Origin of the sequence: Mangrovitalea sediminis (assembly GCF_002514725.1) — a bacterium.
Classification (GTDB): domain Bacteria; phylum Pseudomonadota; class Gammaproteobacteria; order Pseudomonadales; family Oleiphilaceae; genus Mangrovitalea; species Mangrovitalea sediminis.
Window position 1 is genome coordinate 216,629 of sequence record NZ_NTLB01000006.1, and the last position, 24,314, is coordinate 240,942.

General features: G+C 56.3%; 21 protein-coding genes and 2 tRNA genes. 10 read left to right on the forward strand and 13 right to left on the reverse strand.

The features are described 5' to 3' along the window. Window positions 1–93: 93 nt before the first annotated feature. Entirely contained in the window at window positions 94–981 is an 888-nt protein-coding gene (locus CLR77_RS16040; RefSeq protein WP_097461708.1) for an NAD(P)-dependent oxidoreductase, read from the forward strand. A 45-nt stretch (window positions 982–1,026) separates the two neighbouring features. Here the strand turns inward: CLR77_RS16040 and topA are convergent, their stop codons facing one another. From topA to fadB, 3 genes are all read right to left on the reverse strand, one after another. Continuing rightward, window positions 1,027–3,672, reverse strand: a complete 2,646-nt coding sequence (gene topA / locus CLR77_RS16045; protein ID WP_097461709.1) for a type I DNA topoisomerase — start codon at window positions 3,670–3,672, stop codon at window positions 1,027–1,029. A 254-nt stretch (window positions 3,673–3,926) separates the two neighbouring features. After that, window positions 3,927–5,102: an acetyl-CoA C-acyltransferase FadA gene (gene fadA, locus CLR77_RS16050; RefSeq protein WP_097461710.1), complete on the reverse strand. Its 1,176-nt coding sequence runs from the start codon at window positions 5,100–5,102 to the stop codon at window positions 3,927–3,929. A gap of 33 nt (window positions 5,103–5,135) precedes the next feature. Continuing rightward, window positions 5,136–7,283, reverse strand: a complete 2,148-nt coding sequence (gene fadB, locus CLR77_RS16055) for a fatty acid oxidation complex subunit alpha FadB (RefSeq protein ID WP_097461711.1) — start codon at window positions 7,281–7,283, stop codon at window positions 5,136–5,138. 551 nt (window positions 7,284–7,834) lie between these two features. Here fadB and CLR77_RS16060 point away from each other — a divergent pair. Together CLR77_RS16060 and CLR77_RS16065 are read left to right on the forward strand one after the other, a co-directional pair. Continuing rightward, window positions 7,835–8,752 (forward strand): hypothetical protein, encoded by a 918-nt coding sequence (locus tag CLR77_RS16060; protein WP_097461712.1) that lies wholly within the window; start codon window positions 7,835–7,837, stop codon window positions 8,750–8,752. Between the two features lie 181 nt (window positions 8,753–8,933). Then, window positions 8,934–9,200 carry a metal-sensitive transcriptional regulator gene (locus tag CLR77_RS16065; RefSeq protein ID WP_097461713.1) on the forward strand — a complete coding sequence of 89 codons (267 nt, stop codon included), beginning with the start codon at window positions 8,934–8,936 and terminating at the stop codon, window positions 9,198–9,200. A gap of 98 nt (window positions 9,201–9,298) precedes the next feature. Here the strand turns inward: CLR77_RS16065 and CLR77_RS16070 are convergent, their stop codons facing one another. After that, complete coding sequence (locus tag CLR77_RS16070; protein WP_097461714.1) at window positions 9,299–9,736, reverse strand: hypothetical protein; 438 nt, start codon at window positions 9,734–9,736, stop codon at window positions 9,299–9,301. A gap of 304 nt (window positions 9,737–10,040) precedes the next feature. Between CLR77_RS16070 and CLR77_RS16075 the strand changes: the two genes are divergently transcribed. Then, on the forward strand, window positions 10,041–10,472 hold the full coding sequence (locus CLR77_RS16075; RefSeq protein WP_097461715.1) for a universal stress protein: 432 nt from the start codon (window positions 10,041–10,043) through the stop codon (window positions 10,470–10,472). A 44-nt stretch (window positions 10,473–10,516) separates the two neighbouring features. On the opposite strand, the gene CLR77_RS16080 is transcribed toward CLR77_RS16075, so the two are convergent. The 7 genes from CLR77_RS16080 to CLR77_RS16110 all read right to left on the reverse strand — a co-directional run bounded on the left by CLR77_RS16080 (window position 10,517) and on the right by CLR77_RS16110 (window position 17,112). After that, window positions 10,517–11,197 (reverse strand): DUF6901 family protein, encoded by a 681-nt coding sequence (locus CLR77_RS16080; RefSeq protein ID WP_097461716.1) that lies wholly within the window; start codon window positions 11,195–11,197, stop codon window positions 10,517–10,519. A 262-nt stretch (window positions 11,198–11,459) separates the two neighbouring features. Then, window positions 11,460–13,376 (reverse strand): ATP-binding cassette domain-containing protein, encoded by a 1,917-nt coding sequence (locus CLR77_RS16085; protein ID WP_097461717.1) that lies wholly within the window; start codon window positions 13,374–13,376, stop codon window positions 11,460–11,462. Further along, window positions 13,373–14,179: an MOSC domain-containing protein gene (locus CLR77_RS16090; RefSeq protein ID WP_097461914.1), complete on the reverse strand. Its 807-nt coding sequence runs from the start codon at window positions 14,177–14,179 to the stop codon at window positions 13,373–13,375. Before CLR77_RS16090 ends, CLR77_RS16085 begins: the two co-directional genes overlap by 4 nt. 129 nt (window positions 14,180–14,308) lie before the next feature. Next, entirely contained in the window at window positions 14,309–15,241 is a 933-nt protein-coding gene (locus CLR77_RS16095; protein WP_097461718.1) for a chemotaxis protein CheV, read from the reverse strand. Window positions 15,242–15,391: 150 nt separating this feature from the next. Beyond that, window positions 15,392–15,467: transfer RNA gene (locus CLR77_RS16100), tRNA-Gly, on the reverse strand. 115 nt (window positions 15,468–15,582) lie between these two features. Beyond that, window positions 15,583–16,308 carry a TetR/AcrR family transcriptional regulator gene (locus tag CLR77_RS16105; protein ID WP_158227226.1) on the reverse strand — a complete coding sequence of 242 codons (726 nt, stop codon included), beginning with the start codon at window positions 16,306–16,308 and terminating at the stop codon, window positions 15,583–15,585. Window positions 16,309–16,506: 198 nt separating this feature from the next. Beyond that, window positions 16,507–17,112: a DUF924 family protein gene (locus CLR77_RS16110; protein WP_097461720.1), complete on the reverse strand. Its 606-nt coding sequence runs from the start codon at window positions 17,110–17,112 to the stop codon at window positions 16,507–16,509. A 118-nt stretch (window positions 17,113–17,230) separates the two neighbouring features. On the opposite strand from CLR77_RS16110, the gene CLR77_RS16115 reads away from it, so the two are divergent. From CLR77_RS16115 to CLR77_RS16135, 5 genes are all read left to right on the forward strand, one after another. Next, window positions 17,231–17,605, forward strand: a complete 375-nt coding sequence (locus CLR77_RS16115; protein WP_097461721.1) for a sirohydrochlorin chelatase — start codon at window positions 17,231–17,233, stop codon at window positions 17,603–17,605. After that, window positions 17,586–18,386 carry a DUF523 domain-containing protein gene (locus CLR77_RS16120; RefSeq protein ID WP_097461722.1) on the forward strand — a complete coding sequence of 267 codons (801 nt, stop codon included), beginning with the start codon at window positions 17,586–17,588 and terminating at the stop codon, window positions 18,384–18,386. The genes CLR77_RS16115 and CLR77_RS16120 overlap by 20 nt, the downstream gene beginning before the upstream one ends. Next, complete coding sequence (locus tag CLR77_RS16125; RefSeq protein ID WP_097461723.1) at window positions 18,383–19,288, forward strand: TIGR01777 family oxidoreductase; 906 nt, start codon at window positions 18,383–18,385, stop codon at window positions 19,286–19,288. Before CLR77_RS16120 ends, CLR77_RS16125 begins: the two co-directional genes overlap by 4 nt. Before the next feature lie 97 nt (window positions 19,289–19,385). Further along, complete coding sequence (locus CLR77_RS16130; protein WP_143269430.1) at window positions 19,386–19,994, forward strand: hypothetical protein; 609 nt, start codon at window positions 19,386–19,388, stop codon at window positions 19,992–19,994. 77 nt (window positions 19,995–20,071) lie between these two features. After that, window positions 20,072–20,147, forward strand: a tRNA-Glu gene (locus tag CLR77_RS16135). A gap of 39 nt (window positions 20,148–20,186) precedes the next feature. On the opposite strand, the gene ald is transcribed toward CLR77_RS16135, so the two are convergent. Both ald and ccoM read right to left on the reverse strand, forming a co-directional pair. Next, on the reverse strand, window positions 20,187–21,311 hold the full coding sequence (gene ald, locus CLR77_RS16140) for an alanine dehydrogenase (RefSeq protein ID WP_097461725.1): 1,125 nt from the start codon (window positions 21,309–21,311) through the stop codon (window positions 20,187–20,189). Window positions 21,312–21,526: 215 nt separating this feature from the next. Further along, complete coding sequence (gene ccoM / locus CLR77_RS20520; RefSeq protein WP_406564965.1) at window positions 21,527–21,658, reverse strand: cytochrome c oxidase subunit CcoM; 132 nt, start codon at window positions 21,656–21,658, stop codon at window positions 21,527–21,529. Between the two features lie 230 nt (window positions 21,659–21,888). On the opposite strand from ccoM, the gene CLR77_RS16150 reads away from it, so the two are divergent. Continuing rightward, entirely contained in the window at window positions 21,889–24,306 is a 2,418-nt protein-coding gene (locus CLR77_RS16150) for an EAL domain-containing protein (RefSeq protein ID WP_097461915.1), read from the forward strand. Window positions 24,307–24,314 lie beyond the last annotated feature (8 nt).

Genomic DNA, 24,314 nt, shown 5'->3' on the forward strand with positions numbered 1-24,314 from the left:
CCCAAACGCTCTCGACCGACACACCAAAACCCGCTAGGCGATCCCATCACCCGGGGTTATGATCATCGATCGCGGAACACTCAGGAGGACAGGATGATTAAACGCGTTTCCTTTGTCGGCCTAGGCGTCATGGGCTACCCCATGGCTGGTCACCTCGTCAAACAGGGCTTCGACGTAACCGTCTTCAATCGCACCCCCGCACGCGCACTCGCCTGGGTGGAGCAATACGGTGGCAGCAGCGTACAAAGCGTGGCTGAAGCCGCCCGGAACGCCGATTGCGTCATCACCTGTGTCGGCGCCGACCCGGACTTGCGCGAGCTCTACCTGGGCAATAACGGTATCATCGCCAACGCACCGGCCGACGCCATCCTGATCGATCACACAACGGCTTCCGCCAACGTGGCCAGAGAGCTTTCCCAAATCGCCGCAACCCGCCACCAGCACTTTATCGACGCCCCGGTCTCCGGTGGCCAGCAAGGCGCTGAAAACGGCCAGCTGACCATTATGTGCGGAGGTGACGAGAATGCCTTTACCGCCGCGAAGGATGTCATGAACAGCTATGCCAGGGCGTTGACATGGATGGGGGAATCCGGCGCAGGACAGCTCACCAAGATGGCGAACCAGATTTCCGTGGCCGGCATTGTTCAGGGGCTATCGGAAAGTATTCATTTTGCAGAACAGGCAGGACTCGACGTCACCCGCGTCATCGACGTCATTTCGAAGGGGGCAGCTCAAAGCTGGCAAATGGAGAACCGCTCGGCGACGATGATCGCCGGCGAGTATAATCATGGATTTGCGGTGAACTGGATGAGAAAGGACCTGGCTATCTGTCTGCAGGAAGCCCGCCAGTGCCAAGCATCTCTTCCCACAACCGCATTGATCGACCAGTTCTATGCGGATGTTCAGGCCATGGGCGGAGAGCGGTGGGACACCTCAAGCCTATTGGAACGCCTGCGGCGTTTTCGCACCGATAAGAGCTAAAGAGAGCGTGCCGGACACCTTCAGGGAGCTGTCCGGCACCCCGCTTTATTTGGACTTATCCTGCACCGTCCATTTGCCGTTTTCGTAAAACGCACTCCAACCGGTCGCCTTCCCTTCCACTTCGGTCATGACATACTGGCTGCGCGTCTTGCGACTGTACCGGATAACGGCTGGGTTACCCTTTGAGTCCGTTTCCGGCGCTGACAACAGAAACGCGTACTTACTGTCCAGCTCCTTGGCGTGCGGTTTCAACTCCCGCACCAAAGGCGCACGCGTTTCCCGGTTGCGAGGAAACTTGCTCGCCGCCAGGAAAAGCCCCGAAGCGCCGTCACGCAGGATATAGGTGTCATCCACCTTCTCGCACTTCAGCTCCGGCATCGGCACCGGATCCATTTTGGGCGGCGCAGGCTCGCCGTTTCTGAGCAATTTACGTGTATTTTTGCATTCGGTGTTGGTGCAGCCGAAATACTTGCCGAAACGGCCCGTCTTCAACTGCATCTCCGATCCGCACTTATCGCATTCCAGTGTCGGGCCGTCATACCCTTTGATCCGGAAGGTGCCCGCTTCGACTTCATACCCCGGACAATCGGGGTTGTTACCACAAACATGCAACTTGCGATGCTCGTCGATCAGGTAGCTGTCCATCGCGGTGCCACACAACTTACAGCGCCGCTTCTTGCGGAGCAGACGAGATTCGCCCTCACCTTCCACATCATCATCGACGCCCACGACATCATCGCCCGGCACCAGATTGATCGTCGTCTTACAACGCTCCTTCGGCGGCAGCGCATAGCCTGAGCAGCCCAGGAATACGCCCGTGCTGGCCACCCGAATCTGCATGGGGCGCCCACAGGTGGGACAGGCGATATCGGTTTCCGTCGGCATGTTTCCGCGCATACCGTTATCGTCGGACTCTGCACGCTCGAGCTGATTGGAGAAGTTCTTGTAAAAGGCGTTAAGCACCACCTTCCAATCGATATCGCCAGACGCGATCTCGTCCAGTTCCTCCTCCATTCGCGCGGTGAAACCGTAATCCATCAAATTGGCGAAGGATTCGCCCAAACGATCCGTCACCACATCGCCCATTTTTTCCGCATAAAACCGGCGATTTTCCAGACGCACGTAGCCGCGATCCTGGATGGTGGAAATAATCGAAGCATAAGTCGAAGGTCGTCCAATACCCCGCTTTTCCAGCTCCTTTACCAGGGTCGCTTCCGTGTAGCGGGCGGAAGGTTTTGTAAAGTGCTGCGTCGGATCGAGCTGAATGAGGTCCAGCGCCTGCCCCACTTTCAAGTCGGGCAGCACCACATCCTCATCTTTTTTGGCCGGTTGCGGCAGGACCTTGAGGAAACCGTCAAAACGCAGAATCCGGCCCCGGGTCCGAAGCTCATAATCACCCGCCTGCACAGCAATGGACGTACTCAGATATTCAGCATCATTCATCTGGCAGGCGATAAACTGACGCCAGATCAAGTCATACAGACGCTCAGCATCCTTCTCGAGGCCGCTGATGTCAGAAGCCCCACGACTGACCTCCGTTGGGCGAATCGCCTCGTGCGCCTCCTGAGCGCCCTCTTTGCTCGAGTAAAAACGAGGCGACTCGGGCAAGTAACGATCACCGAACTGCGATTCGATGTATTCCCGGCAGCTGTTAAGCGCATCCTGACTCAGATTGGTCGAGTCGGTACGCATATAGGTGATGTAGCCCGCTTCATAAAGGCGCTGCGCCAGCATCATGGTCTTCTTGACGCTGAAGCCGAGGCGATTGCTGGCTGCCTGCTGCAATGTAGAGGTGATAAAGGGCGCATTGGGCTTTGAGCGGGTAGGCTTGTCCTCGCGACGGGACACACTGAATGCGGCACTTTCAAGCCGCCTGACGTGTTCACTCGTTTCCTGCTCGTTGCCCGGGCGGAAGTTATCCTGGGCGACTTTCGCCACTTCGAAACGCACTGTCGGCGCACTTGCCTCGGCCTGCTGGCGCAGGTTGGCATGCAGCTGCCAGTACTCTTCCGGCACAAAAGCGCGAATTTCACGCTCCCGCTCAACAATCAGGCGCACAGCGACAGATTGGACGCGACCGGCAGACAAGCCTCTTGCAATCTTGTTCCACAGCAGCGGCGAGACCATATAACCGACGACTCGGTCAAGAAAGCGCCTTGCCTGCTGGGCATTTACACGATGGGTATCCAGGTCACCTGGCTTGGAAAACGCGTCCTGGATGGCCCGCTTGGTGATCTCGTTGAACACCACGCGGCGGAATTTGCTGTCATCGCCACCGATCGTCTCGCGCAAATGCCAGGCAATCGCCTCCCCTTCGCGGTCAAGGTCAGTTGCGAGGTAAACCTGATCGGCGCTTTTCGCCAATCGCTTAAGCTCGCTGACAACCTTTTCCTTGCCGGGCAGGATTTCGTAATGGGCTTCCCAATCCTTTTCGGGGTCGACCCCCATTCTGGCAATCAGTTGCTCCCGGGCTTTACGCTGCTTGTATAGCGCCTTTTCGTCCGGGCTCATCTTGCGCGTCTGGGCCGCCTGCCGGGCACGCTCCTTGGGATCGACCTGCGACCCGGAGCCACTGACGGGCAGGTCACGGATATGGCCGACGCTGGACTTTACGATAAAGTCCGAGCCCAAGTATTTATTAATCGTTTTCGCTTTTGCTGGCGACTCGACAATGACGAGACTTTTGCCCATATCGGCCCATTAATCCTTTGGCATTTCAAACTTGCAAGAAAATCAGCGGTATAGATTCACGGCTGTCGCGACAATATATAAGTGCTCATTTTGATCGGGTCAAGTCAGGCGACCTTGATCCCAAGGCAAATCCAGGGGGAGACACATTGCCCGGATTCATCACTGGCGTCCAGTCCCAATTGATCAAAGAGACTCTGCGACATCAACAAAAAGCCCGGCTTAGAGCCGGGCTTTTTGCGATCAACCGATCGGGATTAGATACGTTCCCACACAGTGGCAACGCCTTGTCCCAGACCGATACACATGGTCGAAACGCCCAGGGTACCGCCCTTCGCCTGCATGACGTTCAGCAGGGTCGTGGAGATACGCGCACCGGAACAGCCCAGGGGGTGCCCCAGAGCAATAGCGCCACCATTGAGATTGACTTTCTCGTCAGCCACATTCAGGAGCTTGAGATCCTTCAGGACCGGAAGAGACTGGGCCGCAAAGGCTTCGTTCAGCTCCCAGAAGTCAATATCCTCGACCGTCAGACCGGCACGCTTCAGCGCCTTCTTGGTCGCAGGTACCGGACCGTAACCCATGATCGCTGGATCACAGCCCGCCACAGCCATGGCACGAACCTTGGCGATCGGCGTCAGACCCAGCGCCTTGGCACGTTCAGCAGACATCATCAGCATCGCGGAAGCGCCGTCGGTCAACTGGGAGGAGGTACCCGCCGTCACCGTGCCGTTCTTCGGATCAAATGCCGGACGCAGTTGGCCCAGGGACTCGACCGTGGTCTCCGGACGGATGGTTTCGTCCTGCTCGATCAGGACCTTGAACCCATTCTCGTCATGACCTTCGATCGGCACGATTTCATTCTTGAAGCGACCTTCCAGAGTGGCTTCGTGGGCCAGACGATGGGAACGCGCACCAAACTCGTCCTGCTGCTGGCGGGTGATACCGTGCATTTTGCCCAGCATCTCCGCCGTCAGGCCCATCATGTTGGAGGCCTTGGCAGAGTATTTGGACGAAGCCGGGTTGTGGTCGAAGCCCTGAGTCATGGGAACGTGACCCATATGCTCTACGCCACCGATGACGAAAACGTCACCGTTACCGGTCATGATCGCCTGTGCCGCCGTATGGATAGCTGACATCGAGGAACCACACAGACGGTTAACCGTCTGAGCACCTGCCTCGTGCGGCACACGGGTCAACAGGGAAATCTGGCGGGCTACATTGAAGCCCTGCTCCAGGGTCTGGTTCACACAGCCCCAGATCACATCTTCCACTTCTTTCGGGTTGGCGTTCGGGTTGCGCTCAAACAGCGCTTCGATCAATGCCGCCGACAGGTTTTCCGCGCGAACATTGCGGAAACAACCGTTTTTGGCACGACCCATCGGAGTCCGTACGCAATCGATAACGACAACGTCTCTCGGGTTGAGGCTCATAGATCTTCTCCGTTCGGAAATCTCGTTCAGCGATCAGCCAAAAAATTTCTTGCCAGCTTTGGCCATTTCACGCAGACCTTCGGTGGGCTGATACAGAGCGCCCAGGTCGGCATACTTGTCCGCAATTTTGCAGAACTCGGCGACACCGATGGAATCGATGTAACGCAGGGCACCGCCACGGAACGGAGGGAACCCGATGCCGTAGACCAGACCCATATCCGCCTCTGCAGGCGTCTCGACGATACCGTCTTCGAGACAGCGTACGGTTTCCAGACAAAGCGGAACCATCATACGCTCGATGATTTCCTCGTCGCTGAACTCCTTCTGCGCCTGGACCACTGGCTTGATCAAGCTATAGGTCTCTTCGTCGACCAGTTTCTTCTGCTTGCCTTTGCGATCCAATTCGTAACGGTAGAAGCCCAGATTGTTCTTCTGACCGAAGCGCTTGTTATCGAACATCACGTCAATAGCGGTGGTGCCTTCGTGCTTCATCCGCTCAGGGAAGCCTTCAGCCATCACTTCGCCGGCGTGCTTGGCGGTGTCCATGCCCACAACGTCCAGCAGATAAGCCGGGCCCATCGGCCAGCCGAAGCGTTCCATCACCTTGTCGACCTGCTGGAAGTCCGCACCGTCACGCACCAGGCCGATGAAGCCGCCGAAGTACGGGAACAGGATACGGTTAACCAGGAATCCAGGGCAGTCGTTGACCACGATGGGGTTCTTACCCATGGCCTTGGCATAGGCAACAGTAGTGGCGATCGCCTTCTCGCTGGTTTTCTCGCCGCGAATGACCTCTACCAGCGGCATCATATGCACCGGGTTGAAGAAGTGCATACCGCAGAAGTTTTCAGGACGCTTGAGGTTTTTCGCCAGCGAAGTGATTGAGATCGTGGAGGTATTGGACGTGATGATAGTGTCTTCACGAACATTGCTTTCGGTTTCGGCCAGAACGGCACCCTTGACTTTCGGGTTCTCGACAACGGCCTCAACAACCAGGTCGACTTCATCGAAACTGCCGTAGGTCAGCGTTGGCGTGATGCGGTTGAGCACGTCTGCCATGTCTGCAGGCGTCATGCGGCCCTTGTCGACCCGCTTGACCAACAGTTTCTTGGCTTCGCTCAGCCCCAACTCCAGGCCGGCGTGGTTGATGTCTTTCATCAGGATCGGCGTGCCTTTCAGCGCCGACTGATAAGCAACACCGCCGCCCATGATGCCAGCACCAAGAACAGCGGAGAGCTTGACGTCCTGTGCATTGGCTTCATACTGCTTGGCCTTTTTCTTCAGCTCCTGGTCATTCAGGAACAGCTGCACCAGACAGGCAGCCACACTGGTCTTGGCCATTTTGGCAAAGCCTTTGGCTTCCACTTCAACGGCCTTGTCTCGCGGCAATCCGGCATGCTTTTGCATGACCTTGATCGCTTCGACAGGCGCTGGGTAGTTCTTGCCGGCCTGACCCGCAACAAACCCTTTCGCCGTTTCGAACGTCATCATGCTTTCCATGGCGTTCAACAGCAGTTTGCCCTTTTTCTCTTCACGACGCGCTTCGAAGTTGAGCTTACCGGCCTCGCACTCGCTCAGGATCGCCAATGCAGCATCCATCAGCTTGGCTGGTTCAACCACTGCATCGACGGCGCCCGCTTTGAGGGCCTTGTCCGCACGCTGCTCGCTACCCATGCAGATCCACTCGATGGCGTTATCAGCGCCAATCAGTCGGGACAGGCGCACGGTGCCGCCGAAGCCGGGGAAGATACCCAATTTCACTTCCGGCAGGCCGACTTTTGCCTTGCTGGACATGACGCGGAAATCGGTCGACAGACACATTTCGAAACCGCCACCGAGGGCGATACCGTTGATTGCCGTGACACTCGGGAAAGGCAGGTCTTCGATGTCGCTGAAGATCGCATTGGCCGCCAGGTTGTTGGCAATCAGCTCTTCCTCAGGACCGGCAAACAGCTCGGTAAACTCCGTAATATCGGCGCCGACGATAAAGCTGTCCTTACCGCTGGTTACCACCAGGCCTTTAATATTCTTGGCCGTTTTCAGCTTATCCGTGGCCGCTCGCAGTTCTTCGATGGTGAGCCGGTTAAACTTGTTGACGGACTCGCCCTGTAAATCGAAGTTCAGCTGGGCGATCCCACCTTCGATCTCTTTAACCGTGATGGCTTTACCTTCGTAAATCATCAACTGATCTCCAGTCTGTGTTGGGTACCGCACGGCCTGCAACCCGCCCTGAAAGCCGGTCACACCCATGCAGTGAAATTTCGGTCACTACCCGAGATATCGATTCAAATTCATACAGTCGTTTGAATCGGAGTGCCAACCATGAAAAAAAACCGCGCATTTGTCAATTTCTTTCTGGAAGACGAGAGAAAGGTCAGACCGCACCGATCCCTGGCGGGACGATGCCAAACGACAGACTATATCTTAGGAATCAAGGCACTACCCAGATCTTTTCCAGTAGAATATTGGCTTTGGTCGTTAGTGGTAAAACTTTGTTACCATTCAATCACCCGAACAAGCGCCAAAAATCTTGAATGGACGGGCCTCATACTCTAGCCTCTTTAAAGTCGGATGGTCCAACAGTGCTTCGGTCTATCCGGGACGCGGTCCATAACGCATCCGAATATCGCTCGCGAAGCGACCGCACACTCCTTTTTCAGACAACCGTTTTTTTACAGGACCTGATACCCGGACGGGTATCGTGTAAAAGAATAAGACGGAGAAACAAGTCGATGAGAATATCCGCGCCAGTTTTCAGGGCCGCCGCATACCTGTTGTCACTGACCGTTCTGCTGTTCCCGATGGCGCGCCTCGCAAACGCCGCTCCACTGACGCCGCTACTGGAAAGCCTTTATAAATTCCGCATCGAAAACTTCATTGCACTGAATGCCTATTACAACTACAGCGCCAATGGTGACAAGCAGACCCTCGATCAGGTTAATGATGCGATCAATAAAAGCAACGCCCTGATGAACGAAATCCCCACGCGCGCAAGTAGTCTGGTCAGCAAGGCCCAGATCAACAAGCTCACCAGCGCTCATGACAAATTCAAGAAATTGATGAACACCAACCTGAACGACGTCCGCAAGAAAGGCTACCCCGATCTTCAGGTGGTCTCGGAAATGGCCAACGACGCCCAGGACCTGAATAAACTGTCCAAGGAAATTTACGACGACGTAAAAACCAAGGACAACGTGGTCACCGACAAATACGTGGAAGTTGGTCGTGAGGCATCCCTGCTACTGGCACAGATGATGACCAAGTATTCCGCCCGCTCGTCATCATCGACCGCCCTTACCTTTCAGGGTGCCGACACCGACACCCCGCTGGACAAGCAGGCGCAAGCATTTGACAAACTGCTTACCGAGCTGGACACGCCAGTTAAAAAATCGAAAGCCATGCAGGCCCAGTACGACGAAATTGCAACGAAATGGGCATTCATTCGCAGCTCTTACATCAATTACAACGAAAATAATGTCGCTTTCGTGATCAACCGCTACTCCAACAGCATCATCCGCGGACTGGAAAACATTGTCGAAGAGCTCGCAGGTAACAAGCCGATCCCCAAGGACATTTCGGAAAAACCGAAATTGGTGATCCCGCAGAAGCCCGCAGATCTGCAAACCTCAGGGCAAACAGCCAAACAGTAAACCACAGTCCACGCCAGCAAATTCCGCCGGAGTTTGCTGGCACATCCCTCTCTCCGGCAGTCTGCCCAGGCCCCAGTCTTCTGACACTTTGACCATACCCAACCGGGTATTTGACATAAAAAAGTACCGCCTATACGATTGCAAAATCGGCATATTGACATGCATCAGACGGAGCTGAGCCATGCGTCCTTCACTTCCACAGAGCAAGCGCATGCAATCTCGCCTCGCACGCGTTGAAGGGCAACTGAGAGGCATTCAGCGCCTCATTGGTGAGGAGGATGATTGCGAGAAAATCGTCCAGCAATTGCTGGCCGCTCGCAAGGCATTGGACAAGGCCTTTTACGAATTGCTGGCCAGTATGATAGAGGCCTGTATACGCGATACCGACAATGCCGACATGCCCAGACAAGCAGATAAGTTGCGCAACCTTTTGACGAAATACAACTGATCGCGATGCACCAGCCGGGGGCTAACACCTATACCTGCGTCTTTCCGCCTGTATTCCCGCCAACTAAAAGCGCCTGAAGATATTACCCAACGCCCTCCTTATATTTTACCCCGCCAGGCGTCCAGACTGTCATTGAACTGCTGAAGAGCCTCTCGCACCGCCTCAGGTGAACCTTTCTCCTGCCACACCAGCCCAACGCCCCGAGAATCCATATACAGCGCCTCAAATGGCGAAGGCACGCCGGGGAAGTTCTCTTCACCGGAAGCTTCAGCCGACCACACCAGACGCGGTTGGCGCTGCTGGCATTGCCGCATGACCTGCTCCGCTGTCCAAGGGCGCCAGTAAAGATACCAGTCACCCGTTTGCGTAAAGCGGTGATCATCGGCAATACCGCGAAAACGCTCCACTCGGAATCCTTTGCGGTAGGCCTCTTGCATCAATGACTTACGACGTTTTTCATAGCTTGTCGGCATCGCCATTGAAACCGAGCCGGCAAGGAACAGAATTGCAACGGTAACGACCAGCCAAGCAGGCATCTTGAAGGGGACTCCACGGTTTTTTCTGATCCATATCACGACGGCAACAACTTGATACCACTATGATATCTGGTATCAAAGGGCCATTATGGAGCGGCTTTAAGTAACGCATGGCTCGGCATATCGAGGCAAATTCGTATATCGAGACGATGTCGAGGCAACGCCAGCGGGGTCGCCAGGAAACACCCTGTTCAAGACAGTTGACCCTGATAACACCCCGTATGAATTACTTGTCGCACCCGCGATAGTTTAGACTGAAACCACAAGGCGCTTCATTGCTTAATAACAGGGAGACGATACCGGTATGGGCATTTACAAACGCATTCTTGTCGCCATCGATCTGACGGACGAGGCTCCGGAAGTTCTGGGGCGGGCGCAAACGATCGCCCAGAATAATGACGCCGAACTGCTGCTGATGCATGTTATCGAGCCAGTCGGCTATGCCTACGGTGGAGACATTCCGATGGACCTTTCGGAGCTCCAGAACCAGCTCGATGCTTCGGCTCGTAAACAGTTGGCCGAATATGGCAAGCGTTTCGATGTTGAGCCGTCTCAACATATCATTGCTGTGGGCCGTCCTTCGAGCGAGATCCACCGTGCCGCGGAGGAGCATAACGCTGATTTGGTCGTCGTCGGCAGCCACGGTCGCTCGGGGATCCAGCTCTTGCTGGGCTCCACAGCCAATGGCGTGCTTCACGGTTCGAAGTGCGACGTACTTGCCGTCAGGATTCACTGATCGGAGCCCCCGGCCCTTGGGTCGGGTATTCTGGGAACCCGCTCTCAGCCGGTTCCCGACTCCAGTTTGGTCCGCAGCTTCTGCAACTGGCTTTCCAACGAAAAACTGACACTCGACGCCATCGAAAAAAAACTCAATAGCGCTTTAAGGTTGCTGTCGCTCTCGCATATGGAATGAATCCGTTGCCACAGCGCCTGATTCACCAACTGAAGCTGTTGATTCCGAGCCACCAGCCCCTTGAGCTCCCAATCCGGTTCCTGCTGATTACGTGAAGCGAAATATTGCTGCAGGAGATACAGCGACACCGTCCTCAAGATAAACTCGTCCGAGGACGCAAAGGGCATGTGATGAACGGCCATCGGCCGCAGCTCACTCAATATAGGGCAACGGCTGGTTGCCATAATCAGCCCCAGTAAGGAGCGCAAACCTTCTTCCAGCCCCGTCAGCTTCTCATAAGTTCGCCCTTCGGTCTGGACCCTCACGGTCACCTTCTGAAAGGCATGTTCATGGCGAAACTCGTTGACGATCGGAGCGATATCAACCGCCACCGGGCAATAACGGTTCTTGGTCCGATCAAGCGGGCAGTTGCTGCATTGGCAGTGCTGAAGCTCCGTCCACTCAGGCAAGGTCCCGCTGTTGCCAGTGTCAATTTCCGGCCGATCCAACTCAACTTCAAACTCGCGTGTTTTGCCTTCGGGGAAGATAAATTCGTACTTCACTTTCATTGAGAATGCCCGTCAATCAATCTCTGGTTGTGATTTGTCGTTATCGTTGTATGGTCCACCAGAAAACGCAGGGTACGCCATATGCTCCCAGAGCATTCTGCAATCCCAGGCCAAAGAACGACATCCCTTCCCCTGAGCCCTGCCGTCATCGCGGTCATCCGGCTGCGCGTCGCTGGTTTAATTTCCTCACATGGTTTCAGTGTATCGCAGACATCAGCAGACATCGGATGATTTGCCGTGATTTCACACCTTTTTTTGACGCCTAGCTCATTTCTTCCAATTCCATCCAGCGAGCCATCAGAGTCTCGAGCCTTTGCTCCAGGTCCGTGAGCTCCGCCAGTCGCTGATTGACCGTTTCATGGTCCTGCTGATAGAAATCAGGATCATTCACCTCCACGCGACGCCGCTCCATTTCAGTTTCCAGCGCCTCGATTTCGGCAGGTAGCGATTCCAGCTCAAGCTTCAGCTTGTAGCTCAACTTTCCAGCCTTCGGTGCCGCTTTGCGTTCGACCGGCAGTACCGCAGGTTTGGCGGCAGGAGGCGATGATTCCACTCTGGGCTCGCGCACCTCTTCCCGGGGAAAACGTCCTCCCTGACGGCGCCAGTCAACATAACCACCCACATACTCGCGAACCACCCCCGTTCCATCGAGGAACAGGGTGCTGGTGACGACGTTATCCAGGAATTCCCGATCGTGACTGATCAGGATAACGGTCCCGCTAAAGGCCACCAGCTGCTCTTCCAACAGCTCCAAGGTCTCGACATCGAGATCGTTGGTGGGCTCATCCAGAACCAGAATGTTGGCGGGATTGCTGAAAAGTTTGGCGAGCAACAGGCGGGCCCGTTCTCCGCCCGAAAGCACCCGGGTGGGGGTTCGCGCCCGCTCTGGTGTAAACAGGAAATCTCCCAAATACCCCAGAACATGCTTGCGATGCCCATTCACCTCAATGAATTCACGCCCCTCGGACAGGTTATCAAGCGCCGTCTTTTCAGGATCTAATTCAGCTCTGAGCTGGTCGAAGTAGGCTACGTCTCGTTGCGTGCCCAACCGAATCGTTCCGTTGGTGGGCTGCAAATCTCCCAGCAGCAGCCTTACCAGTGTCGTCTTGCCGGTACCATTCTCACCGATGAGACCAATCTTGTCGCCGCGGATCAGTGTCAAATTGAGATCGCGAATAATCGGCTTTGCAGGATCGAATCCAAACTCGGCATTAACGGCTTCCACAACCAGCTTGCCGGATTTCCGGGCATCCTCCACGCCAAAGGCCGCACGCCCAGTCCTTTCGCGCCGCTGCTTACGCTCCTCCCGCAGCGCCTGCAGTGCCCTGACCCGCCCCATATTCCGGGTGCGACGCGCCTTGATACCTTGCCGAATCCAGGCTTCCTCCTGCGCCAGCTTCCTGTCGAACTCCGCGTTGTGGCGCTCTTCTTCTTCCAGCGCCTTTTCTTTGAGTTCGAGGTAACGCTCATAATTGCCTGGCCAGGACTTGAGCACGCCGCGATCCAGCTCGACGATTCTCGTGGCCATCGCCCGGATAAAGGCGCGGTCGTGGCTAACGAACAGGACCGCACCACCGAAGCTGAGAAGCTCCTTCTCGAGCCAGGCAATCGCAGGCACATCCAGGTGGTTGGTTGGCTCGTCGAGCAATAGTAGATCTGGCTGAGCGACCATCGCCTGGGCCAACAGCACCCGGCGCTGCCAACCACCGGACAGATCGCACAGGCGCACCTCGGGATCGATGTCATAACGCTCCAGCGTCTGCCGTATGCGTTGGTCCAGCGACCAGCCTTCAAGGGTTTCAATACGCTCCTGAATGCGCGCCAGCTGGCGCATCTGCTCGGAATCCCCCGCATCCAGGCTGTGAGAGAGGGCTTCGAAGCGAGCTAGTAGCTCACCGGTCTCGGGAAACGCCGAAGCCACCACCGTATAGGCGTTTCGCGTATCGTCGGCGGGCAGATTCTGGGGCAAACGGCCGATGCGTACGCCCTCCCGAACACGGACGACACCATCATCGGGTTTCAACTCATCCGTGAGCAGTTTGAGCAGGGTCGATTTCCCCTCCCCATTGCGCCCCAGCAGGCAGACACGCTCTCCCGCCTCGATCTGCAACTGAACGTGATCCAGCAGCGGATGCGGTCCCCACTGCAACAATACATTTTCAAGGGTTACCAGATTCATGGTGTTAACGGCGTCTCCAGAACCTCGACTTCATCGCCGACACGGATCGTACCCAATCCGCGATGAAGTCCATTTTGACCAAAAAGTGCTCCACTGGGCGACGACCGGCGCTGCTTCAGGGTTTTCAAGGGTTCGCCATCGGCATCTCGTTTACCCAGGTCAGGATCGACCGTCGTCATCACGCAACGGGAACAAGGTTTAACCAGACTGATGTCAAGACCGTTGATACGGATCGATGACCACAGATCCTCAGCAAAAGCCAGGTCGCCATCAAGAACGATACTCGGCCTGAATCGCCGTATCGACAAGGGCCGCCCCACCCACTCACAGACCTGTTTGAGCGACGACTCGGTAACCACCAGCAAGGGATAGCCATCAGCAAAGCTAACCCGGCGACGCTCCTCAACGAATACAGGATCGATCTGCCGAAAGCTCTCCTCGGGCATATAAACGAGCAGAACCTCCGTACCCAACCATGCGCCCAGCCGGGCTGAAACCTCACCTTCCGCCACCCGGGCAAGGACTGCATCGCGCCACACCGTCACCGGCCGCTCCACGGCGCTCGGTTCCAGCGCATAGACGCCCCCGCCCGGCAGGGCAATCTGCACAGAATCCCCGGAAACTGAAACATCGACCATCGCCAATTGGGGATAGAGGCGCTGAGTGACAAAACGTCCGGTGTGCGCATCGACAATCATCCAACGACGATCACCACGAGGGCCGAAGTCGTCAAACGATATTTCAGCGACCGGCAGGCCCGGCAAAGACTTCACTGGATAGCGGAATAACTGAGTGACCTTCACGGCCAGCATTCTCCGGTTCGATACGGTGGATTGACAGGTCGACAACGTTCAATTGAGAGGGATAGGAGCTGACGCTCAGGAATCCGGCCTCCAATCCTCCGGAAGGCCGGATCTTAGCATAAGGGTATGCTAGTCTGCCGCTTGGCCGCGCAGATAATCCTGGACCAGAATAGCCAACTCGTCCGGACGGAACTTGGAGAGAAAGTCGTCACAGCCAACCTGCTTCACCATGGCCTTATTGAAGCTGCCGCTCAATGACGTGTGCAAGACGACATGAAGATCCTTCAGTTGCGGATCGTTCCGGATCTCAGTGGTCAGGCGATAACCATCCATTTCAGGCATTTCGGCATCCGTAACCACCATCAATACCTGATCGTAGATGGACTTTCCGTCCTTAGACAATTCCTTGAGCAGCGCCAATCCTTCTCGCCCATTTCGTGCCGTCATCACGGAGATGCCAATTTTCGATAAGGTATCCCGCGCCTGATTGATCGCCACAGGGGAATCGTCGACCAACAGGATTTTCCGGTCACCCAGGTGCTCCAGCACTTCGCGGTCGACAATTTCCTCCGACACGTCGGTTGAAAATTCAACGATTTCAGCCAGCACCTTCTCGACATCGATGATTTCAACCAAACGATTATCGTAGCGGGTGATAGCCGTCAGGTAATGTGCGCGACCGGCACTGCGGGGCGGCGGCTCAATCTGCTCCCAGTTCATATTAATGATGCGATCGACCGACCCTACCAGAAACGCCTGGACCGTCCGGTTGTATTCGGTGACGATAATGGTCGACTCCTTATCCACCACCTGGGGCTTCATCCTAATCGCCTGACTCAGGTTGATCACCGGTATCGTCTGGTCCCGTACGTGAGTGACGCCGCAAACCACCGGGTGCCGATTGGGAATCTCGGTTAGACCGGGAAGCTTGATCACCTCTCGAACCTTAAACACATTCAAAGCAAACAACTGCTGACCGCTCAAGCGGAACAACAGCAGCTCCAAGCGGTTTTGTCCGACAAGTCGGGTTCGCTGGTCGACGGAATCAAGTACGCCACTCATTGCATAGTCCTGGATAACAACTAAGGATGTAGCTTCCAGTGTAGTGAATCGCACGTAAATTGGCAGCAAAACACGAGCGAGCGCTAACAATAATGCCCAACAATGGAAAGTCCGGCTGACGGCTTGAGAGAATTCAGGGAGACAAGATTTTGGAGCGGGAAACGAGACTCGAACTCGCGACCCCAACCTTGGCAAGGTTGTGCTCTACCAACTGAGCTATTCCCGCTTTAGGAGGACTACTTCGCTGCTGATCAGCCGAGACATGCGCTTCAGCAACGGGAGCGAATTATACGGAGCCGAAACGGGGCCTGCAACAGGAATTTTACAGGCGCCCCGTTTTTTCAGTCAGAGGATGTCGGCACATCCAAAATCACGTATAGCAGGCGCGAAAGCACGCCCTTTAAACGCTCCTCGCTGAAACTTTCGTCATACAGGATGCCGTCATATCCCAACCCCATCACCGCGCTGACCAGCAAGGCGGAGTCCGCTTCCGGATGACGCGTCCCAAGGCGCAATAACACCTCATCGAGACCACCGATCCAGGCGGCACGGTATTTTTGCGCCAAAGCCTTGAGATCGGGATCCCGAATGGCCTCCAGCAAAAAGACCTGCTCTGCGAGGATTTCCTGTTTCCGATGGCGGATCTGATCACTGAGATAACGCGACCCCAGCATGATAAGCCCGTCGGCAATGCGCTTCCGAACCTCGGGCACGTCTTTCAGCGCCTGGGGATCGAACTGCTCCAGATAGCGATGCAGCATGCCATAGAACTCATCGAGATTTTGCTGCGCCTTTTCAGCAAACAGCATGAAGGCATCGCTGATCAGTTCTTCTATATCCTTGAAATAATAGGTCGTGGAAGCCAGAGGCACTCCTGCCTCTTTGGCGACGGACCGGTGCTTGACGCCACGAATCCCCTCACGAGCGGCGATCCGTAAGGCCGCTTCCAGAATCTGGCGACGTCGATGTTCACTTTTTGCGCGGGCCGCCTTACGCCCCTGGTAATGAATGGAATCCTGCAAATCCCGACCGGACTGGCCGGTGGGTGTCTTCGTGAGAGCTCGCATAATAGGCTGTTCCGATCTCAGGCTTGTCCAAAAAGGTGTCTGTGCATCCTGCATCCGCGCGCATTTATCGCTGTTATCTTTCTATTGGGTAAACCAGCATCCCTGCCATGATCAGGGCTTCCGCCCATCGGCATAAACTGTGCATTGTCCTTGTTTTCTATAGTAAAAAAATTGAACGCGGTATCAAATACCTCAACCTCACTGCCCGAAGGATTTTGGCTTCTCTGCCAGATAGCGCTCCTCGTCCTCCGTGTTTGCCCGCTTAAGGACACGGTTCCGATGAGGGAAACGACCGAAGCGGCGAATCAGTTCCGCGTGTTCGCGCGCCGATGCTGCAAAGCCGTCCAGCAACGCTTTTTCCGTATCTCGGTAGGTGGCCGCCAACTGCTCGAAAAGAGCCACCCCTTCTTCCTGATCGGCCAGACGCTCGGAATGCTGGAAGGGCATGTAGAAAAACGCTCGCTGCACGGCTGGCAGCGCAATATCCAGACCGCGCGCCAATCCCTGACGGCAAAGCTGACGGGCCTTGGTGTCATATTCAAATGCCATGGCCGTACCGCGGTGGATATTTCGGGAGAACTGGTCCAGTACGATAATAGACGCCAACATTCCGCCCGGAGATCCCAGCCACTCGGGCATACCGTCTTCGGCGATCAGCAGCAGCGACGATAGAAAGCGCCGTCGAATCTCGCGATCAAATCCACGGTCGGCGGTGAACCAGCGCTGGCGGTGGTACGTATCAGGCAGACCGTCGGGGCTCAAGTCTCCGAACCAGAAGTCCAGGATGTCTTGCCAATGGAACATCGGCGCACCTCCCTGTCACTATGTTAGGGTACATTGCAGGAGAGAACGTGATGCTACAATCCACTCCCTGCACAGCGAATACACCTGGGTCAACTTGACTACCTCTGGAGAAAGGCGCATGACGTCGCTTTACACCATTCTGCTGGCGCACGGCTCCCGGGACCCACTCTGGAAGGAGACGTTCGAGGCCCTCACCGAACCCGCGATGAGTGAGCGTCGCAATATCGGTGTCGCCTATATGGAGCTTTGTGCCCCATCGCTCCGCGACATCGCCATCGAGGCCGTGACGCATGGTACCACGCACTTCCGGGTGATTCCGCTGTTCCTGGCAACAGGAAAACATCTACGTGAAGATATCCCCTCCCTCATCGAAGCCCTGTCCAAAGAACTGGACCGCCCCTTTACACTGACAGCCCCGATTGGCGAACACCCCGCACTGGCTCAGGCTATCCGGGATATCGTCGGCGAGTTCGATGATGGCGGCGCAACCTGATCCCATACGCCCCAAAGTGGGTTTGAGCGCTTGCCTGAGCGGCCAACCGGTACGCTACGACGGTCGCGACAAGTATGCCCCGGTTTGCATGGAAGTGATCGGGCGCTATGTCGAATGGGTACCGCTTTGCCCTGAGGTCGCAGTCGGTTTGGGTATTCCCAGGCCCCCCATTGATTTGGTTCAGGATGGGGGAACGATTCGCGCTGTTAATCGTCAGGACCCAAGCCTTGATGCCACCACTGCACTCGAGGCCTATGCAGAACAGGTCGGAGACGCCTTTCCCGAACTGTGCGCTTATGTATTCATGTCTCGCTCACCAAGCTGCGCGCTGCATTCCGGACGCCTTTACCGCGCCGAAGACGGCGAACTCCTGTCGATGTCGACTCCGGGACGCTACGCCGAACGCTGGTGCGCTGCACACCCGGACTTACCTGTCATCGAAGCCGGGGATTTGGATAGCATCCAGGCGCAGGCCGCGTTCCTGTGCCGCGTCTACCTGGCTCACGCGCGACGGTATGCTCCTTCTCCCAGCACCCTGCCGGCACTGAACGCGCTGCTCCGTACTCTTTTTCCCCAATACCGCAGCGCGACGATTGACGAAACCCGAACACTGCTGCGCACAATAGACGTCAGCAATGGACAGGCCATCAAATCCGCCCTCGGCACTCTGCAGGCAAGGCTGATCCATGACCCCGCTACAGGGCGCGAGCTGCCAGCCTTTATCCGCGAATTGCTGGAGACTGTGCCGGCACGGCCAGAGTCGGAGAGAGGTGGATTATGAGCAAGCACGTGCTGATTACCGGCGCTACCGGATTTATCGGTCAGCCCCTTTGCCGCCAGCTACTGTCACTTGGGCGCCGCATCACGGTGTTCAGTCGCCAGTCCCCGTTGGCGGTCAGAAAACTTTGCGGCCCCGTCAATGCCATCGACGACCTGGAAAAAATCCCAGAAGTGTCGCCAATCGACGCGGTCATCAACCTCGCCGGCGAAGGCATCGCTGCAAAACGCTGGTCAACAGCGCGGAAGCGCCAGCTGTTCGACAGTCGCGTCGATGTGACCCGGCGACTCGTCACCGTGCTGGGTCGCCTAAAGAACGCACCTTCGGTTCTGGTGTCGGGATCCGCCGTTGGTTATTACGGCGATCAGGGCGACACCATCGTCACCGAAAACACCATCCCAACCGATGAGTTCACCCATCAGCTCTGCAACGCCTGGGAAAGCGCCGCTCGCGCAGCGGAGTCCTTCGGAACCCGCGTCTGCCTGTCGCGTACCGGACTCGTCGTGGGGCGCGGCGGTGGATTCGTCGGGCAAATGCTTCCCCTTTTCCGATTGGGCCTGGGCGGACGATTGGGAGATGGCCACCAGTACATGCCCTGGGTGCACCGAGAGGACGTGGTCCGGGCAATCATTTGGTTACTGGAAACCGAAACGGCCACGGGGCCTTGGAACGTCGTCAGCCCTCAGCCCGTCACCAACGCTGAATTCACCCGCACACTGGCGGCCTGCCTTCATCGTCCGGCCATACTGCCGGCGCCGGCGATTGTCTTAAAACTCATCCTTGGCGAAATGTCACGCCTTTTGCTGACAGGGCAGCGGACACTTCCAAACCGCTTGCAGGAAGCAGGCTTCGAATTCCACTTCTCACACCTGCGCGAAGCGTTGGAAGACCTACTGGCGACGTGACAGACTTCCCTCTCCTGTGCCTTAAAACCGCTAAACTGTATTCTCCATCCATTGGCTTCGGCCATTGCCCCTCGGATCACAGCAAGTAATGGATTCCATGCGCGATTTTCGACAACAGGCAATCACACTGAGCCGCCGGGTAGTCGGCATGATGCTGGCTGCCTCCATGGCGGTGTATCCGGCGCTGAGCAGCGCAAAAGTCCCTGCGTCAAAAACGGATGCCGCCGGTGAAAGCTTCGAATCCTGCGCCATGATTACCAGCGAATACCTGACGATATTGCAGCTGCATCAAAAGGGGTTCACGGCGGCACAACTCAAGGCGTCACTGCCCGGAATTTCGGCCCAGGGCAAAAAGGACGTCGATGCCCTATACAGGGTTATCGATCGGGATGGCATTGTCCCGACCTATGCCAATATCAATGGCCGCTATATCCACTGCGCCAAACAGGTTTTCGACCGTCATGGAAAACCGCCACGGGGATCGCGCGAAGAACACTTCTATTTCTGTGCCGGAGAAAACAAGTTGCGGTATCAGGTTGTCCTCGCCGCCTATCTCGGCGGCAAAGAGAAGGATATTCTGCCCCAACTGCCCGAGGATCGGCGTGACCTGGCAAAGTCACTGATCAGCATGGCGCACAAGGACGGCTATCAGGAGACATTCGATCTGCTGGCCAGCCAACTGAAACGATGCATCGTGGGCAGGTAAGAGATCCGCCAACAAAAAGTTTGACAGCCCTCACCTGCTTCCCTATGATACGCGCCACTTCGACGCAGCACTGCAGCGTCCCCTTCGTCTAGAGGCCTAGGACACCGCCCTTTCACGGCGGTAACAGGGGTTCGACTCCCCTAGGGGACGCCATTCTCTTCCTGGCGTTTTTGAACAAATACCGACGTTAATTCAGATCTTGTCCAGAGTGCTTTCTGACGCGACGTAAGGGCGATCCTGAGCCTGAGCCACGCCTTTGCATGTCAGCATACCTCTCGCGACATTCAAACCATCCCTTAACCCTTTTTGCCGCTTCAACGCAGCCCTTGTTCCTTCGTCCGCCAAAGCCAGGATGTAAGGGAGCGTCGCATTGGTCAGTGCCAGGGTAGACGTTCTGGCGACAGCACCTGGCATATTGGCCACACAGTAATGGACAACACCTTCCTCGATATAAACCGGGTCATCGTGGGTTGTGGGTCTTGACGTCTCGGCGCAGCCACCCTGGTCGATCGATACATCCACGAACGCAGCACCATCCGGCATCTTCCGCAACAGATCCCGAGTAATCAGTTTTGGCGCCGCCGCGCCGGGCACCAGCACGGCCCCGATCAACAGGTCCGACGACAGCAGGGTTTCTTCCAACGCCTCGCCAGTCGAGTACAGCGTATGAACCCGGCCCGCGAATAAGGCGTCGAGTTCGCGCAACACCTCCAGGGATTTATCCAGGACGGTCACTTCGGCGCCCAACCCCATCGCCAAGCGTGCAGCGTTACGCCCTACAACACCCCCGCCCAAGACTGAAACCCGACCGGGTTTGACGCCTGCCACGCCCGACAACAGGACACCGCGCCCCCCCTTGTATTTCTCCAAGGCATGGGCACCGGCCTGCACGGACAGCCGACCGGCCACTTCCGACATGGGCGCAAGAAGCGGCAAGTGGCCGCGATCATCGGTGACGGTTTCGTAGGCTATGCACACAGCGCCGGACTCAATCAGGTCAACGGTCTGAGCCTCATCTGGCGCCAAGTGCAGATAGGTAAACAGCGTGTGTCGGGGCTCGAGGTGGCGACGCTCATGAGCCAGGGGTTCTTTGACCTTGATCAGCAACGTCGCCCGCTGCATAACCTCGGCCGCATGGTCACAGAGGTGCGCACCCGCCTGAACATAATGCTCGTCCGGGAATCCGGCGCCGGCCCCAGCCTGCGTTTCGATCCAGACATCGTGGCCATGGCGGACCAGTTCCTTAACTCCGGCCGGCGTCATGCCTACCCGATATTCGTGGTTTTTGATTTCCCGCAGAATGCCAACAGCCGTCATAGCCTTCCCTCCCCTTGACCGACACCGTCCGGTGGTGGACAACCCGACGGCACCGTTCCGTGAACGCCACCAAAGATGGCGAGATAAACGACAGGACCTGACACCAGTATAGCGCCGGCGCCTGTCCCCTGACGCTCCGCACCTTGAGGAAGACAGTACCCCACCAGGCGGCATGACCACCTTAATCAGGCGACGGGCCTCCCGGGATTTCCAGGCTACTTATGCTTATGGGAATCGTGAACGACGAACCCGATGACACCCCCAAAAAATGCCAACATCAACGCCACCGTACCGACGCTCGCAAGAACGACCGTATCAACGTACAGAGCTACCTCCCACTTCAGCAGTTTTCACTCCCACAACTGACCTATTTGGCTATTATCATCACGAGCGACAACGACACTTTCCTTGTACTCCATCAGCGGCGCGCAACGCTTGATGCCAGTCAAGAGCGACTAACCGTGGGTTGGCAAACGACCCTGCGCAACAAACGGATGCATAAAAACGCAGCGGTATTTCCGTGTGCCTGCTATAGTCTTTGAAAACCCACTTTAAATCAGCGCTGTATATTGCCAGCATGCCAAAACTGCTGTCCCGACTTAGTCAGTTCCGGGCAAGTTCGCCGTTGTCCTTCCGGCTGCTTGCTTACATTCTGCTCAGCAGTTCTCTTTTTACGCTGGTCACCTCTGCGGTCCAGGTTTACCTGGACTATCGGCAGGAAGTGTCTGTCGTATCTGATCGCATGCATGTTATTGAAACGAGTTATAAAAGCAGTCTGGCCCGCAGTCTATGGGCGCTTGATCAAAAGCTGCTCCAAGTGCAGATGGAAGGCATTCTAAGTCTGCCAGACATCGTGCACCTTCGCCTGCGCATTTACCCCAACTCCGAAATCGTCATGGGGACCATTCCCCAGAATGTCACGACGATCTCACACAGTTTCAAACTCACCTATAAGGGCGATGAGGTCTACGATCTCGGTGAGCTGACCATTACTGCCAGCATGCAGCAGATCTACAGCAACCTGAAGCGCAAGGTGTTTATCATCCTGACGACACAGGCCTTCAAGACCTTCCTGATATCTCTGCTGATCATCTGGATTTTCCAGCATTTTGTAACCCGCCACCTCTCCGCCATGGCGGGTTATGCGAAGAACTTCTCCCTGAAAAACCTGGACTCCCCACTGCAGTTGGACCGCCCGGACACAGAAACCTACCGAAAGGATGAGCTGGCGCAGGTCACCGATGCCATCAACCAGATGCGCGATCGTCTCAAGGCGGACCTCGAACGCCAGCAAGTCGACGCAGAGGAAATTCACAAGCTGTCGCTGGCAATAGACCAAAGCCCTTCTTCGGTGCTGATCTGCGACCGTTTCTGGCGGGTGGAGTATGCGAATACGAAATTTGCCCAACTGACCGGCCACCAGTCCCAGGAAATCATCGGCATGCATCCGGGCATGCTGACCAAGGACAGCCTCTCACAGCGGGACAATCAGCAGCTCTGGCAGAATATCCGGCTGCAGGTTCAACGGGTCGGCGTCTGGCAAGGCGAAGTCCACAGTACCCGCAAGAATGGTGAACGATTCTGGGAACAGGTCGTGGTCACACCGATCCGGGATGAAAATGGCCACCCCAGCCATTACCTGATCCTGGGCGAAGATATCAGCATTCGTAAACGCTACGAACAGCAGCTTCTGCGACAAGCCAATTATGACATTCTCACAGGCCTGCCTAACCGGATGCTCGCACTGGACCGCCTCAAGCTTGCACTGGCTCAGGCGCGCCGGGAAGATTATCTGGTCGGCGTCATGTTCCTCGACCTGGATAACTTCAAACATATCAACGACACCATGGGCCACGATGCCGGCGATAACCTGCTGATCGAGGCATCCCGGCGGATATCGTCGTGCCTCCGCGGCACCAGCACCGTGGCAAGGCTAGGGGGTGACGAATTCCTGGTGATTCTCCCCGGCCTCAAGGAACAGGCCGGTACAATTCAGGTCGCCGAGCGGATACTGCAAACCTTTACACCTCCCTTCCAGCTCCATGGGCAGGAAGTCTTCGTCAGCACCAGCATCGGGATTGCGATTTATCCCACCGATTCGGACAACAGCAGTACGCTGCTGCAACATGCCGACGCGGCCATGTATCAGGCCAAGAACAAGGGCAAAAGCGCTTACGAGCGCTTCGCCCCGGAAATGAAGGAGATCTCTCACGAACGCCTGCAAATCGAGAGCGGGCTGCGGCGGGCGCTCGACCTCAACGAGCTGGAGCTTTACTACCAACCCATTGTCGAGGCTGCCAGCGGCCGGGTGATCGGAGCAGAGGCCCTGCTGCGCTGGAACAACCCTTCGATGGGGCTGGTCGCACCGGACAAGTTCATTCCCCTCGCCGAGGAAACCGGCCTCATCATTCCCATCGGCGAATGGGTTATCGCACAGGCCTGCGCCGCGGCCCGTCGCTGGGAACAGGACCAGGGCCATACCCTCTCCATCGCCGTGAATGTATCGCCGCGCCAGTTCCGCGACCCGGGTTTTGTCGCCATGGTGGAGAACGCACTGATCACCAACGGCCTGACGCCCCACCACCTGGAACTGGAAATCACCGAACGACTGATCCTCGACAACACCATCGAAACGGCAGAAATCCTGCGCAAACTCGACAAGATGGGCGTGCGCCTGTCGGTCGACGACTTTGGGACCGGCTATTCCGCGCTCGGTTACCTGAAAAGCTATCCGTTCGATACACTCAAGATCGACAAGTCTTTCGTTCGTGATGTCATGACGGAACAGGAAGACGCCGCCCTGGTCAAAGCCATCATCAATATGGCCCACAGCCTGGGCCTGGAAGTTATCGCCGAAGGCGTGGAAGAAGCCAGTCAACTGCATTTCCTGCGCCAGCAAGGTTGCGATTTCGCGCAAGGCTACTTCTACAACCGCCCTGTCACTGAGAAAGATTTCCTCGATTGGATCGATTCCCACAACAGCACCTTTGCCTGAGATCAAGG